Genomic DNA, 15031 nt, shown 5'->3' on the forward strand with positions numbered 1-15031 from the left:
AGGGGCATCACTGCGCGATTTCCGGCAGGCCGTGATGGCGTTGCCATAACGCCTGATAGCGTTGCTGTTCCTGTTGCCAGTGTTCGTCACTCCAGCCCAACCGTGGTTGGCAGAGTCGGCGAATGGCCGGGAAATACTCCGCGCCGCCATGGGGTAGCAACAGGCCGAGACGGGTGCGGCGCAGCAGCAGGTCATCCAGGTGCAGGACCATTTCCGCTTCGCAGGCGAAGGCCAATTCGGCCCACAAGGTGTCGGTGGCGCCGACCGTTTCATGGCCCAGTTCGGCGAGCCGTTGCGCCAGCCTCGGCAGGTCCCGGCCATGTCGCCCGGCCAGACGTCGCCACTGACCGGGGCTGAGACCGGGGATCGCCAGTGGCGGCACGGCGGCAAATACCGGCGCGGCATCGTCATCGAAGGAACGGCCGAGCATGTCGGCGCAAGCCTTGAGCACTTCGATGGCTTGCGGACGGAATGTCGTGAGTTTGCCGCCGGCCAACGTGACGCAACCAGGCTCCTGCCACAGCACATGTTCACGGGTTTCGTTCGACGGTTTGTCCTGATGTTCACCCGCCGCACTGCCCACCACCGGGCGCACGCCGGACCAGGTTGAGAGCACGTCGGCGGCTGTCACTTCAGCACCGGGAAACTGCTGTCGGCAGGCGGCCAGCAGATAGTCGAGTTCTTCGGTGCTGATGCTCGCGCTCTGGTCCAGATTCTCGCGGTGATCGAGGTCCGTGGTGCCGACCACCGTGGCGCCTTCCCACGGGAAAACGAACACCGGTCGCCGATCCTGCTCGTGCATAAACGTAAAGGCCTGCGCCACCGGCAAACGCCAGCCCGGCAGCAACAAATGACTGCCGCGCAACGGGCGCAACTGACGCGGCGCCTCGGGCGGACGCAGGCGTTCGGCCCACGCCCCGGTGGCTACCGCCAGCACGCCACATCGCAGTTGCAGTGAGGCGCCGGCCTCGCAATCCTCGACCTGAACTCCGCACACCCGCCCGTTTTCCCGCAGCAGATGTTCGACACGCACACCGTTCAGCACCACCGCTCCGTCGGCCCGTGCTTCGCTCAAGACGCGCATCACCAGCCGCGCGTCATCGGTCAGCGCATCGACAAAACAGGTGCCGCCCAGCAGGTCATGTTCTTTCACGCCCGGCGCCAGAAAACGCAGTTGCTGCGCGTCATGGAAACGATGGTCGCGGCGTCCGGCCAATGCGTCATAGACCGACAACAAACCACCCAGCACCCGAGGCCCGGGAAAGCCGCCGCGATAGTGCGGCATCATGAAACTCATCGGTTCCACCAGCCCCGGCGCTTCGTCGAGCAGGCGCTGGCGTTCGCGCACCGAATCCCGGGTCAGGCGCCACTGGCCCTTGGCGATGTAGCGCAAACCGCCATGGACCATTTTCGAAGATCGACTGGAGGTGCCCCAGGCGAAATCACGCTGCTCCAGCAACAGGCAACGCCAGCCACGGCGCGCGGCTTCACGCAGGATGCCGGCGCCGCTGATGCCGCCGCCAATCACGATCAAATCCCAATTCTCAGCCGCCAGTGTCGGCAGGATTTGCTGGCGCCATTCGGCGTTCCAGTCCGCGCTCATCGCCGTCACTCCTGCAACAGCGTGCCGGGGTTCAGGCGCCCGGCCGGGTCGAAGTGCCGGCTCAGCGCCTGCAAGGTGTCCATCGCCAGCACGCCCTTTTCGCGCGGCAGGTAAGGTGCGTGATCCTTACCCACGCCGTGCTGGTGGCTGATGGTGCCGTGGTTGTCGACGATGGTCTGGCTGGCGGCGTGTTTGAGGGCCTTCCAGCGGGCCAGTGTCGCGGGATAGTCCCCCGCCGGGCGAAACACGTAAGTGGTGTAGATGCTCGAGCCTTCGCCGTAGACGTGGGACAGATGGGTGAACACATGCACGCGTTCACCCTCCGCTGCCAAGGCATCGCGCAGGCTGTTTTCGATCCGGTTGAGCAGGTTGTCGACGTTGCTCCAGTCGGTGGCTGTTTCGAGGGTGTCGACCACATAACCGGCGTTCCACAGGTTCTCCCGCAGATACGGAAAGCGAAAGCGGTTCTGCGCCCACTTCTTGCCGAGCAGCGTGCCGGTGAACACCCCGCCGAAGGCCTTCAGATGCTGACGAGCCTGGCTCAGGGACAGCGCATTCTGCTTGCGATTGCCGGTCACGCCGAAGGTCAGCAGGCACTTGCCCTGCCCGGCGCCGCGCAGGTTCAGGTATTTTTCCAGCCAGGCGATCTGTTGCGGATGACCGGCCAGCGCCAATTGAGTTTCGGTCTCCACCGCGTTGGATAACCGCAGCATCGACAGCGGCACCCGCGCTTGCGCCAGTTGCCGGATGGCTTGCAGCGCCTTGCTCCAGCTGGGCAAAAACACGCCGTAGAAACGCTCATCGACCGGCAGCGCGCTGACCCGCACCTTGACCTCGGAAATGATCCCGAAACGCCCCTCGCAACCCAGTACCACTTCGCGCAGATCCGGGCCGGCGGCCGAGGCCGGGAAGGTTGGAATCTCTAGCGGCCCGGCAAAGGTTTCCAGGGTTCCGCCGGCGAACAGTTGCTCGATCCGCCCATAACGCAACGACTGCTGACCGCTGGAACGACTGGCCACCCAACCGCCCAGCGTCGACAGCTCCCACGACTGCGGGAAATGCCCCAGCGTGTAGCCACGGGCGCGCAGTTGGCTTTCCACCTGCGGGCCACTGGCACCGGGGCCGAAAGTCGCCAGCAGGCTTTGTTCGTCGAGGTCGATCAGGCGATTCATCCGCGCCAGCGACACTGTCACCACGGGCCGTGCAGAGTCCGGCGGGTTGATGTGCCCGGCCACGGACGTGCCGCCGCCGTAGGGAATCAGGCACAGGTCCTGCGCCTGGGCGAGCGCCAGCAACTGGCGGATGTGTTCGGCGGTTTCCGGGAACGCCACGGCATCGGGATAGTTGCCCAGCGCCCCTTCGCGCAACGCCAGCCAGTCCGGCAGGCTCTGGCCACGGGCATGCAGCAGACGGTCATGGGCATCGATGCTGTACAAGGCGTGTTCCGCCAGCCGTGAGACCGGTACGCGGGCCAGCGCCGCCTCCAGCGTTGCGTCGGGCAGCGCTCGACCTTCCCCTAGCCGTTCATGGAGAAAACTTGCGCCCTGGGCCGGCAATTCGACCACCGTGGTTGCATCTCCCCAGCCGTTCCAGCGTCGCATGCGTGTGTCCTTCTGTGCAGTCTGATCAGTGAGATTTCAGGCCCTCATACTAGTCAGCCGGCCGAAAGTGTCACGGTCGCATCCGGCCAGTTCGAGTAGCCAATTGAGTCAAACGTCGCGCAAGCGTCAGCCATTTACTTTAGTCGTGGATTCAAATTACCTTTCAGGGCGCTCATCCGCCCGTGGCGGCCTCGATCAAGGGAATTCGGTCATGCAATCGCTCGGCTTCACCTCCGTTCCGCCACTGCTCAAGTACCTGCGTCATGCCGAACACCTGGGCCTGGCCATCGAGCCTGCGTTGGCGGCGGCCGGGTTGCAGGCGCAGCAGTTGAGCGACAACAGCCTGCGCCTGCCGGGTGAAACCCATGAGCGGTTGCTCGACTACTTTTGCGAACACTCGGGCGATCCGTTGTTCGGCCTCAACGCGGCGAATTTCGTGTTGCCCAACTCCTGGAGCGTGCTGGGTTACATCACCATGAACTGCGCGACCCTGGGCGACGCCATGAGCCGCATCATGCCGTTCGAAAAACTGGTGGGCGACATGGGCGTCAGCCGCGCCGAGGTGCAGGACAGTCACGTGCACCTGATCTGGAGCTGTCGTTTTGAGCGCCCGCGGATTCGCCGGCATCTGGTGGAAAACGTGCTCGGCTCCTGGCTGCAATATGCACGCTGGATCGCCGACACCCAGTTGTCGCCGGCCGCCGTGTGGCTGGAACACTCACGCCCGGCGGACACGACGCTGGAACAGTACGAACAGTTTTTCGAATGCCCGGTGCTGTTCGATCAGCCGTATTCCGCGCTGATCGTACCGTTGCCGTATCTGCAGTTGCCGTTGCGCCAGGCCGATGCGCATTTGCTGCGCACGCTGGAAGAACACGCACAAAGCCTGATGGCGACACTGGAAGATGCGTCGCTGGAGCAACGGGTCAAGAGCATCCTGCGCCAGTTGCTCAAGGAAGGCCTGCCGCGCAAGGAACAGGTTGCCGAACATCTCGCCGTGTCCGTGCGCACGCTGCAACGCCAGTTGCATCAGGCCGGCACCTCGTATCAACAGATCCTCGATGACTTGCGCCAGGAGCTGGCCGAGCATTACCTGCTCAACAGCACCTTGCCGATTCAGGACATCGCCCAGTATCTGGGCTTTACCGAACCGCGCTCGTTTCACCGCACCTTCAAGAGCCGGCGCGGCATGCCGCCCGGCGAGTTTCGGCAGACTCACCGGGTATCGAACGACAGTTAGAGGCTGATCGCGTTGGTGAACACCAGGCGATTGCCGAACGGGTCGGCGATGGTCATGTCCTGGCTGCCCCACGGCATGGCCTGAATCCCCGGGTGCGAGAACTTGTAGTTCTTGGCGACCAACTGCTGCTGGAAGGCCTCCAGTTCATCGGTCTCGATCCGCAGGGCCGAACCCGGTGTTGCATCGCCATGATGCTCGGACAGGTGCAGCACACATTCGCCCCGGGAGACTTGCAGATACAACGGGAAACCGGGTTCGAAACGATGCTGCCAATCGATCTTGAAACCGAGGAAGTCGACATAGAACTCCAAGGCCTTGGCTTCATCGAAAATCCGCAGGATCGGGGTGGTTTTGCCGAAGCTCATGGGGTGCTCCCTGACTGATTGGCCCCGCAGTGTAGCCGGGGTAGATGTCAGCAATTCGGCTTGGTGATGGCTTTCTTTAATCGCAATGTGCCACCACTGTGACGCAATCCGCGAAACTCAGTGAAAGTTGTCACGCAGATCACCTTCACGCGCCAGAAACCGCCCTGCCCTTCGCCCGTTGGCCTGCCCCTCGCGATAACTCAGCACGCCGTTGATCCACACGCCGTCGATGCCTTGCGCGGCGCGTTGCGGGTCGTTGAAATCCGCGACGTCACGCACGGTCGCCGGGTCGAACAACACCAGATCCGCCCAGTGTCCTTCGCGAATCTCCCCGCGCTCCTTCAAGCCGAAACGCGCCGCCGACAGACCGGTCATCTTGTGCACGGCGGTGTGCAGCGGAAACAGGCCGACGTCGCGACTGAAATGGCCGAGCACCCGTGGGAAAGCGCCCCACAGGCGCGGATGGGGGAACGGGTCTTCCGGCAAGCCGTCGGAGCCGACCATCGTCAGCGGATGGGCGAGGATGCGGCGCACGTCGTTCTCGTCCATGCCGTAATACACCGCGCCCGCCGGTTGCAGGCGTTTGGCGGCGTCGAGCAATGGCAGGTTCCATTCGGCGGCGATATCCATCAAGTCGCGACTGCCCATTTCAGGATGCGGCGTCGACCAGGTGATGGTGATGCGGTGGGCGTCGGTGACCTGCTTCAGATCCAGCGTCGAAGAACTCGCCGCGTAGGGGTAGCAATCGCAGCCGACCGGGTGGGCTTTCGCGGCCTCTTCCAGCGAAGCGAGCAACTGCGGACTGCGTCCCCAGTTACCGGCGCCCGCACATTTGAGGTGGGAAATGATCACCGGCGATTGTGCGTGGCGTCCGATGCGGAAGGCCTCGTCCATCGCCTCCAGCACCGGTTCGAATTCACTGCGCAAATGCGTGGTGTACACCGCGCCGAACGCATTCAGTTCCTCGGTAAGTTGCATGACTTCATCGGTGGAGGCCGAAAACGCGCTCGCATACGCCAGACCTGTGGATAAACCAAGGGCACCCGCTTCCAGGCTTTCACGCAACTGGTCGCGCATCGCGGCGATTTCATCGTCGGTCGCCGTGCGAAACAGATCATCGAGGTGATTGCTGCGCAGCGCCGTATGCCCCACCAGTGCCGCGACGTTCAGCGTGGTGTTGGCCGCTTCGACCGCCGCGCGGTAATCGCTGAAACGTGGATAGACGAATGCGGCGGCCGTGCCGAGCAGGTTCATCGGATCCGGTGGATCGCCCTTGAGACTGACCGGGGCGGCGCTGATCCCGCAGTTGCCGACAATCACCGTGGTCACGCCCTGGCTGAGCTTGGGCAGCATCTGCGGCTGGCGGATCACCACGGTGTCGTCGTGGGTGTGCACGTCGATGAAACCCGGCGCCAGCACACGACCGGCGGCGTCGACTTCATCGTTGGCGCGGGCCTCGCGCAAGTCGCCGATCTGCGCGATTCGGCCATCGAGGATCGCCACGTCAGCGGCGTAACCGGGAGTGTTGCTGCCGTCGATGACCAGGGCGTTGCGAATCAGTGTGTCGTACAGCATGTCAGTCTCCCAGCGGCAGGTGATCGTCGCCGCCACGGTATTCGTCGAGGGCGAGTTTGATCCGCCGCAGACGTTCTTGATTGTCTTCAGGATTGGCCAGCGCCAGCTCGGTGGCCAGCACGTCGATGGCGAGCAGCATGCCGTAGCGCGCCGCCGTCGGTTTGTAGATGAACGAGGTCTCGGCACCTTGCAGCGGCAGGACGATATCGGCCAGTTGCGCCAGCGGCGAGTCAGCGCGGGTGATGGCGAGAATCCGTGCGCCGTAGTTGCGCGCCAGTGCCACCGTCTCCAGCAACTCCGGGGTGATGCCGGTCAGCGAACAAACGATCACCACCTGCTCGGCGCTGAGGCTGGCGGCGGTGACGCGCATCATCACCGCGTCGTGGCACACCGCAATCGGGTAACCGAGACGCACCAGCCGCACTTGCAACTCATCGCTGCACAGGGTCGAGCAACCGCCGATGCCGAAGGCGTGGATCATCCTCGCCTGCCCCAGCAACTTCACCGCATCGGCGAAGCGCGATTCGTCGAACGCCGCCAGATGCTGGCGCAAGGTGCTTTCGATATCGCCGACGATCTGCCCGTAAAACGCCGACTGTTCAGGCGTGCCTGCCGGGTCGAGGAAACGGCTGCCGACGCCACTGGCCTGAGCCAGTTGCAGGCGCAGATCACGCAAGTCGCGACAACCGACGGTGCGGGCAAAACGCGACAGCGTGGCGGTGCTGACTTCGGCCCGCTGCGCCAGCTCTTCGAGGCTGGCGGAGGCGGCAAATCCTACGTCGTCGAGCATCAGACGGGCGATGCGTCCTTCACCGGCGCTGAAGAAATCCTGACGGGCGCGGATCTGATAAAGGATGTCCATGGCGGATAACTCCGACTACAGCAGGTAAGAAAGACCGACGGTCAGGGCGAAAGCGACAACCGAGATCAGGGTTTCCAGCACGGTCCAGGTCTTGAACGTCTGGGCCACCGTCATGTTGAAGTATTCCTTGATCAACCAGAAGCCGCCGTCGTTGACGTGGGAAAAGATAACCGAGCCCGCGCCGGTGGCCAGCACCAGCAGCTCCGGGTGTGGATAACCCAGGCCGATGGCCACTGGCGCCACCACGCCGGAAGCCGTGGTCATGGCAACGGTGGCCGAACCCGTGGCGATGCGCATCAACGCAGCGAACAACCAGCCCATGATCAGCGGCGACAGGTGAAATTCGTGAGCCAGGCCGACGATCTGATCGGTGACGCCAGCGTCCACCAATATCCGGTTCAGGCCGCCACCGGCCCCCACCAGCAACGTGATGCTGGCGGTCGGCGCCAGGCACTCATTGGTGAATTTAAGGATCGATTCACGGTTGAAACCCTGGGCCAGGCCCAGCGTCCAGAAACTCAACAGCGTTGCCAGCAACAGCGCGATCACCGAGTTGCCGATGAACAACAGAAACTGGTTGAAACCGCTGCCCGGCGTGGAAATCTGATTGGCCCAGCCGCCAATCAGCATCAGCACCACCGGCAACAGGATGGTAGCCATGGTGATGCCGAAACCCGGCAGCCTGTTGCGGGGCTCGCGGTCGAGGAATTGTTTTTCCAGCGGGTTATCCGCCGGCAACTGAATGCGCGGCACAATGAATTTGGCGTACAGGGGGCCGGCAATGATCGCCGTCGGAATGCCGATGGCAATCGCGTACAGCAAGGTCTGCCCGACCGACGCCTGATAAGCCTGCACCGCCAGCATCGCCGCCGGGTGCGGCGGCACCAGCGCATGCACCACCGAAAGACCGGCGACCATCGGCAGACCGACCATCAGGATCGACACGCCTACCCGCCGCGCCACGGTAAAGGCAATCGGCACCAGCAACACGAACCCGACTTCGAAAAACAGCGGCAGCCCCACCAGAAACGCGATGCACACCATCGCCCAGTGCGCGTTCTTCTCGCCAAAACGTTCAATCAACGTGCGCGCCATCTGCTCGGCGCCACCGGACTCGGCCATCATCTTGCCGAGCATCGTCCCCAGCGCCACCACCAGCGCAATGTGCCCCAGCGTCTTGCCCACCCCGGCCTCATACGCCCCCACCACACCGGACGGCGGCATCCCCGCCACCAGCGCCAGGCCAATGGAAATCAGAGTGATGACAATGAACGGATTGAGCCGGTAACGGGCGATCAGAACGATCAGGGCGATGATGGCAACGGCGGCGTACACCAGCAGCCAATAGCCGAAGGACGGTGTCATGCGGTACTCCTCGAAAGGGTCACGTTCGAATGGTTTGTGAAACTCATAAATCATTTCGAGATCGAGTTTTCAAACCCAGTGAAAGTAATTTTCGTGGAGGGACAAGGGTTGTCGTTTTTGGATATGTCTTGTCGTGAATAATGAAAATCGCGGGGTGGGATTTTCATGATTTAAAGTCGGACACAAAAACCTGTGGGAGCGAGCTTGCTCGCGAAGGCGGGATCACATTCAGCATTTCTGCCGAGAGGTCGGACGCTTTCGTCGGATCGCCGTCCGGAGCAAGCTCGCTCCCACAGATTAAGAGGTGTTCACACGAGCTGTGCGGAACTCACACCATTTCGTTACGAATCCATTCAACCACCGACGTACGCTTCGGCGCCCAGCCCAGCCTTTCGCGGGCGTGTTTGCCGCGTACGCGGCTGTTGGAGCCGAGGCCGTAGTTGGCCATTTCGTAGCCCCACTCGGCTTCGGCGTCTTTCAGCGGCCAGTCTTGTGGCTCGCCGAGGTTCAAGGCTTCGGCCATGGCGGTGGTCATGTCGATGAACGACGCTTCGCCGCTTTCAACGAAGTAGAAGGTGCCCGGGACGTTTTTGGTCAGAGCCAGCAGGTACAGCGCCACCACATCTTCGATGTGCACGTTGGACCAGATGTTCTGCCCAGTGCCGACGTGGCGCACCACGCCGCTTTTGCGCGCCTGTTTCAGCAGGCGCGGCAGTTGCACGCTGTCGCGATTGACGCCCAGGCTGTGGCCGTAGATCAGGGTGTTGCAGATCACTGCCGAGTTCACGCCGTCCTGCGCTGCGGCGAGGATCAGATTGTCGATGGCGACACGTGCAGCCTTGTCGACGGTCGGCTCCGGCAGGTTGTCTTCGAAGTAGATGACGTCGCTGGATTTGCCTCCCGAGGCATCGCCGACGATGCTCGAACCGCTGGTGTGCAGGAACACTTTGTTCGAGCCGCGCAGGGCATCGAGCAAGGCTTCGACCGCACCGCGATGGTCGCTGCTGGCGGCGTTGATCACGGCGTCGGCGGCGCGGGCCTGTTCGGCGAGCAGCGCGTTGTCGTCGAGGGTGCCGATCACCGGGGTGATGCCCAGTGCTTTCAGCTCATTGGCCTGTTCGGCGCTGCGCACCAGACCGGTAACCGTGTGGCCGGCCTGGATCAGACCGGTGGCGATGGAGCCGCCGATAAAACCGGCAGCGCCGGTGACGAATACGTTCATGGAGAAACTCCCTGCGTGAATAAGTGATGGAGCGAGTATCGACCGCCGGGCCCGGTGGAAAAACCCGCCCACAACCAAATCACTGTTGCGCAGGGATCACGAATCAGCCTTTGAAATCGGCGCTGGCGTAAGCGGCCAGTTTGCTCTGGATGAAATCCAGGAAGCACTGGATCCGCAGCGCCAGCTGCGAGTTGCGGTAGTACACCGCGTTGATCGGCTGGCGATAACCGCTGTTGAATTCCGCCAGCAACACCTTCAGGCGCCCGGCGCGAATGTCGTCGATGGTCATGAAATGCGAGAGGCAGGCAATGCCCTGGCCTTCCAGCGCCAGATGGCGAACCGTCTCGCCGCTGGAGGCGCTGATTGCCGGAGTGATCGGCCAGCGGTCGCCGTGCACGTAGCGCAGCGGCCATTGGTTGAGGCCTTCGTTCTGGGTGAAGCCGAGCAAGGTGTGTTCGCTCAGGTCGGCAACCTGGAGCGGCGCACCGTGTTTTTCCAGATACGCAGGACTGGCGACGATCAGCAGCGGACTGCAACCGAGCGACCGGGCATGCAACGTCGAATCAGCGAGGGTGCCGATGCGGATGGCGACGTCGGTGCTTTGTTCCAGCAGGTCAATGATCAGGTCGTTGCTGTTGAGTTCGAGCTGGATGTCCGGGTACAGCCGACGGAATTCGTCGATGTACGGCACGATGGCGTGGAGCATGAACGGCGAGGCGGCGTTGATGCGCAGCCGTCCTGATGGCGTCTGTTGACGTGAAGACAGGCGCTCTTCAAGTTGATCCATCTGGTCGAGAATCAGCTTGGCCTGCTCGAAGAAATACTTGCCCTCCTCGGTCAGGTCCATGCGCCGCGTGGTGCGGTTGATCAGCGTGGTGTCGAGCTTGGCTTCCAGCCGCGACAGCGTGCGGCTGACCGCCGACGGCGTCTGTCCGACCTGCTCGGCGGCGGCGGAGATTGAACCGCATTCGATCACGCAGACGAAAATCTGCAACTCATCGGATCTGGCTTTCACGGGTGTCCTCGAATCGAAAGGCCTGCTGCACAGGCTCAGGCCTTCGATAGTAGCCGAGCGTCAGGCCTTGAGGCCAAACACCTCGCTCAGATGCTGCTCGTAACGCGCCACATCCGCTTCAATGTTCGGGCGTTTCATCACGTCAACACAGAGGAACGTCGGCAGGCCGGCCATGCCGAGGAACTCGTTGGCCTTGTGGAACGGGAAGTAAACGGCGTCGACGCCTTTGGCTTCGAAGAAGTCGGTCGGATCATCGAACGCCTGCTGCGGCGCGTTCCAGGTCAGCGACAGCATGTATTGCTTGCCCTGGATCAGACCGCCGCTGCCGTACTTCTGCGACGAATCGGAACGGGTGCGACCGTCGCTGGCGTACAGACTGCCGTGGCCTTCGGTGAAGACTTCGTCGATATACTTTTTCACGGTCCACGGCGCGCCCATCCACCAGCCCGGCATCTGATAAATGATCACGTCGGCCCAGAGGAATTTGGCGACTTCTTCGGCGATGTCGTAACCCTCGTCGATGAAGGTGGTCTTGACGTCGACACCGCCGCGATCCAGCACGCTCAGCGCCGCTTCGTGCAGGGTGGTGTTGTAGCGACCGTCGGAGTGGGCGAATTTTTTACCGCCGTTGAGCAACAGTACTTTTTTCATGGGACAGCCTCGATCGGATGCCGATGCACAGCGCAAAGCGCCGGATGGACAAGGGGAGAAAATTGGATGGCGGCAGATTAGCGATGCGCCTCGCGCGGAATAAGCCGCGGTTGCGCAAAAATCATTTGAGTAAAACGCACGAATCGATTGCCGATTGTTGCCGTAGGATTGGCCGCCATCTGAATCTGAGGAGTTTTTTGCGATGAGCGAACGCCAGGGTTTCATCCTGCACGCCAAGACCCGCCCGGAAAAAGCCGAGGCCTTCGAAGCGTTTTTCCGCGCCTACGTCGAGCCGAGCCGCGCCGAACCCGGCTGCATCGAGTACCACATGCTGCGGGACAAGCAAGACCCGACCCTGTTCATCTTCTACGAGATCTGGGAAAGCCAGGCGCATCTGGACGTGCACTCGAACCTGCCGCACATGCAGCAGTTTCTCGCTCAGCGCATGGAATATCTGGAGCGGGATTTCGATATCCGCCCGATCGAGATGCTCAGCGTTTCGTCCGCTAGCCGCTGATCAAGAGATGGGCGCCGAGCGCGCCCAGACCAATGAAGAAAACGCGCTTGAACAGCACGGCGCTGATGCGCTGGCGCAGCCATTGCCCGAGCAGCATGCCGAGCATCGCCGGGATCAGCGCCAGCAGCGAAGCGCTCAGTTCCGCGCCGCCAAGTGACCCGCGCCAGAGCAATCCACCGGCCAGCGCCAGGGTCGACACGGTGAAGGACAGGCCCAGCGCCTGCACCAGTTCATCGCGGCTCAAACCCAGTGCCTGCAGATACGGCACCGCCGGAATCACGAACACACCGGTGGCCGACGTGATGACGCCGGTGATCACCCCACACAGCGGCCCCAGCCATGGTTCATGGCGGCGACTGACACTCAGCGTCGGCAGGAACAATCCGCTCAGCGCGTAGAGCAACAACGCCGCGCCGAGCCCGCGCACCACCCAATGCCCGCCTGCCATGCCGATCCACAACGTGCCGACGGCCGTGCCGCAAAAGATCGCCAGCAGCATTGGCCACAAGCGTCCTACCAGCCCGCGCAAATGCCCGCCGAACGCCAGTTGCCAGACGTTGGTCAAGGTCGCCGGAATGATCAGCAACGCCGCAGCCTGCGACGGCACCATAGCCAGACCTAGCAGGCCCATGGCGACGGTGGGCAGGCCGAGACCGATCACGCCCTTCACCAGCCCAGCGAGGACGAAGGTCATCAGCACCAGCAAAGACAGGGCCAGACCGAGGTTTTGATAGAAATCTGCGAGTGCGTTCATGGCGATACTGTGCGCCTGCGCGGATGAACTGAAAATCTGTCTTACACTGAGGCAGCCTCTCTTTCAGCAAGAGTCACCCGCCATGCACTTCGACCTCACCGACCTGCGCCTTTACCTGCATATATTCGACAGCGGCAACATCACCGCCGGCGCCGCCCGCAGTCATCTGTCGCTGGCGGCAGCCAGTGCGCGGATCCGGGCCATGGAAGCATCGCTGGGCACCGAGTTCCTTGAGCGCGGGCGACGCGGAGTCACACCGACGCCGGCCGGCAAGGCCCTGGCGCAACATGCGCGACTCCTGCTGCAACAGGCCGAGCGCATGCAGCAGGACTTGAACGAATACGCCCGGGGTGTCAAAGGCCAGGTGCGTCTGTTGTGCAACACCACGGCCATCAGCGAATACCTGCCGGAAGTGCTGGCGGATTTCCTGCGCGAACACCCCAACCTCGACATCGACTTGCAGGAACTGCCCAGCGCCCGCATCACCCATGCCTTGCGCCAAGGGGCGGCAGACCTTGGCATCGTCTCCGACGCCGTGGACACGCGTGACCTGCAGACTCGGGTCTTTCGCGAGGACCCGCTGGTGCTGCTCGTGCCATCGGGCCATGCGCTGGCAGAACGTCTCTCGCTGACCTTTGCCGAAACCCTGACTCACGACTACGTGGCACTGGGCGCCGACAGCGCCTTGGCGATTCATCTGGAAGAACAGGCACTGCACATCGGCCAACGCATGGCGGTCCGCATCCGTGTCGATGGCTTCGACGGCCTCATGCGCATGGTCGGGCGCGGGGCGGGGCTGGCGATCGTGCCCAAAGTGGCGGTCGAACGCTGGCCCGGAACCCATCCATTCAAATGTGTGCCGCTGGACGACGCCTGGGCCAGGCGGACACTGCATCTGTGTTCACGAAATTTCGCTCATCTGCCGGCTTATACCCAGGCCTTGCTTGATGCGCTGACGTCTTGACTCTACCGCTAGGGGCAGACTCTATCCTGTGAGCTTCTTTTCAGGAGTACACACAATGAGCAAACGAATGCTCGTGATTCTGGGACACCCCTCCACCGACAGTTTTTGCGGAGCACTGAGTGAAACCTACGTTCAGGCGGCCAAGGATGCCGGGCATGAGGTGCGGTTGATGCGCCTGGATGCGCTGGATTTCGACCCGGTCCTGCACGAGGGTTACAACAAGATTCAGCCGCTGGAACCCGATCTTTTGCAGGCGCAGGCCGACATCACCTGGGCCGAGCACCTGACCTTCGTCTACCCGATCTGGTGGGGCGGGATTCCGGCGTTGATGAAAGGCTTTCTGGATCGCATCTTCCTGCCCGGTTTCGCGTTCAAGTACCGTGAGGGCAAGGCCTTCCCGGACAAACTGCTCAAAGGCCGCACCGCCCATTTGCTGGTGACCATGGACACACCGTACTGGTACTACAAGTGGTTCTACGGCATGCCGGGGCTGCACCAGGTTCGCAAGACCACGCTGGAATTCTGCGGGGTCAAACCGATCAAGACCCTGACGTTCGGCCCCATGCTCGGCTCCAAACCGGAGCAGCGCGACGTGTGGCTGCAACAGGCGCGAGCCAGCGCCGCGTTCTGAATCTGACGCGACTGTCCAACTGACGGCGCCGCCGACGCCGTCAGCCCCTCCACGGGCTCTCCCCGAGCCCGTCCGTCAGCTGTGCGCGTCATTTACGCACAGTTGCAACCTGCCGATGGTATTCACCCTATAATCGCCCGCCGATCAGGCCTCGAGCCTGATCACGCTAAGCCCTGTTTGATCATCGAGATGGATCTTTATGTATATCGGCAAAGCCGCCCAGCTGTCGGGCACCACAGTCAAAAGCATTCGCCATTACGAAGAAATCGGCCTGTTGCCCGAGCCCAAACGTGAAGGCAAATACCGTATCTACAGTCAGGAAAGCGTCGAGGTACTGACGTTCATCAAATGCGCTCAGCAACTGGGCTTCAAGCTCAAGGAGCTGCAAGTCATCCTGAACAACTACCGCGGCGACGAATTCCCCTGGGACATGGCACAGAACGCCATCGCCCAGAAAAAAGCCGAGCTGGTGACCCAGATCGGCGATTTGCAGCAGTTGTACGATGGTCTTGAAGCGTTTGAAAACAACCTCCACGAGGCTCGACAAGAGTGTCAGTTCGAGCGCATCGCCCGGCATGGGGAAAAAACCCCGGCCGCTACACTGAACTGAAAACCCTTCTGCGACGCATGGGCCGGTTCGCCTGTCGGATCAGGGCAGGCGGACCC

The 15031-nt window shown here is 62.3% G+C and carries 15 protein-coding genes; 5 read left to right on the top strand and 10 right to left on the bottom strand.

From position 1 onward, the window contains the following. Positions 1–7 precede the first annotated feature (7 nt). Positions 8–1603: a glycerol-3-phosphate dehydrogenase/oxidase gene (locus tag M5B98_RS22660; protein WP_248744028.1), complete on the bottom strand. Its 1596-nt coding sequence runs from the start codon at positions 1601–1603 to the stop codon at positions 8–10. 5 nt (positions 1604–1608) lie between these two features. After that, positions 1609–3204: an FAD-binding oxidoreductase gene (locus M5B98_RS22665; protein ID WP_248744029.1), complete on the bottom strand. Its 1596-nt coding sequence runs from the start codon at positions 3202–3204 to the stop codon at positions 1609–1611. A gap of 211 nt (positions 3205–3415) precedes the next feature. Here M5B98_RS22665 and M5B98_RS22670 point away from each other — a divergent pair, with 211 nt between their 5' ends. Next, positions 3416–4444, top strand: coding sequence for an AraC family transcriptional regulator (locus M5B98_RS22670; protein ID WP_134825428.1), 1029 nt, complete (start codon positions 3416–3418; stop codon positions 4442–4444). On the opposite strand, the gene M5B98_RS22675 is transcribed toward M5B98_RS22670, so the two are convergent. The 7 genes from M5B98_RS22675 to M5B98_RS22705 all read right to left on the bottom strand — a co-directional run bounded on the left by M5B98_RS22675 (position 4441) and on the right by M5B98_RS22705 (position 11499). Beyond that, on the bottom strand, positions 4441–4809 hold the full coding sequence (locus tag M5B98_RS22675) for a glyoxalase superfamily protein (RefSeq protein ID WP_085713218.1): 369 nt from the start codon (positions 4807–4809) through the stop codon (positions 4441–4443). The genes M5B98_RS22670 and M5B98_RS22675 overlap by 4 nt on opposite strands. 117 nt (positions 4810–4926) lie before the next feature. Next, positions 4927–6384, bottom strand: coding sequence for a D-aminoacylase (locus M5B98_RS22680; protein WP_248744030.1), 1458 nt, complete (start codon positions 6382–6384; stop codon positions 4927–4929). Position 6385: 1 nt separating this feature from the next. Next, entirely contained in the window at positions 6386–7246 is an 861-nt protein-coding gene (locus M5B98_RS22685) for a MurR/RpiR family transcriptional regulator (protein WP_248744031.1), read from the bottom strand. Positions 7247–7261: 15 nt separating this feature from the next. After that, a complete protein-coding gene (locus M5B98_RS22690; protein WP_248744032.1) occupies positions 7262–8611 on the bottom strand; it encodes a GntP family permease in 1350 nt (449 codons plus the stop codon). Between the two features lie 328 nt (positions 8612–8939). After that, positions 8940–9833: an NAD-dependent epimerase/dehydratase family protein gene (locus M5B98_RS22695; RefSeq protein ID WP_248744033.1), complete on the bottom strand. Its 894-nt coding sequence runs from the start codon at positions 9831–9833 to the stop codon at positions 8940–8942. A gap of 103 nt (positions 9834–9936) precedes the next feature. After that, entirely contained in the window at positions 9937–10848 is a 912-nt protein-coding gene (locus tag M5B98_RS22700) for a LysR family transcriptional regulator (RefSeq protein ID WP_007953823.1), read from the bottom strand. 60 nt (positions 10849–10908) lie between these two features. Continuing rightward, positions 10909–11499: an NAD(P)H-dependent oxidoreductase gene (locus tag M5B98_RS22705; RefSeq protein ID WP_248744034.1), complete on the bottom strand. Its 591-nt coding sequence runs from the start codon at positions 11497–11499 to the stop codon at positions 10909–10911. Between the two features lie 202 nt (positions 11500–11701). Between M5B98_RS22705 and M5B98_RS22710 the strand changes: the two genes are divergently transcribed. Beyond that, positions 11702–12016, top strand: coding sequence for a putative quinol monooxygenase (locus M5B98_RS22710; RefSeq protein ID WP_248744035.1), 315 nt, complete (start codon positions 11702–11704; stop codon positions 12014–12016). On the opposite strand, the gene M5B98_RS22715 is transcribed toward M5B98_RS22710, so the two are convergent. Further along, complete coding sequence (locus M5B98_RS22715; protein ID WP_248744036.1) at positions 12006–12770, bottom strand: sulfite exporter TauE/SafE family protein; 765 nt, start codon at positions 12768–12770, stop codon at positions 12006–12008. The two genes, M5B98_RS22710 and M5B98_RS22715, sit on opposite strands and share 11 nt — an antisense overlap. A gap of 82 nt (positions 12771–12852) precedes the next feature. Between M5B98_RS22715 and M5B98_RS22720 the strand changes: the two genes are divergently transcribed. From M5B98_RS22720 to M5B98_RS22730, 3 genes are all read left to right on the top strand, one after another. Next, positions 12853–13734 carry a LysR substrate-binding domain-containing protein gene (locus M5B98_RS22720; protein WP_248744037.1) on the top strand — a complete coding sequence of 294 codons (882 nt, stop codon included), beginning with the start codon at positions 12853–12855 and terminating at the stop codon, positions 13732–13734. A 55-nt stretch (positions 13735–13789) separates the two neighbouring features. Continuing rightward, positions 13790–14365, top strand: coding sequence for an NAD(P)H-dependent oxidoreductase (locus M5B98_RS22725; RefSeq protein ID WP_248744038.1), 576 nt, complete (start codon positions 13790–13792; stop codon positions 14363–14365). Between the two features lie 199 nt (positions 14366–14564). Continuing rightward, positions 14565–14975 (top strand): MerR family transcriptional regulator, encoded by a 411-nt coding sequence (locus tag M5B98_RS22730; protein ID WP_248744039.1) that lies wholly within the window; start codon positions 14565–14567, stop codon positions 14973–14975. Positions 14976–15031: the final 56 nt, after the last annotated feature.

The organism is Pseudomonas sp. MWU12-3088 (assembly GCF_023242405.1).
In the GTDB taxonomy this organism is placed as follows: Bacteria; Pseudomonadota; Gammaproteobacteria; order Pseudomonadales; family Pseudomonadaceae; genus Aquipseudomonas; species Aquipseudomonas kribbensis.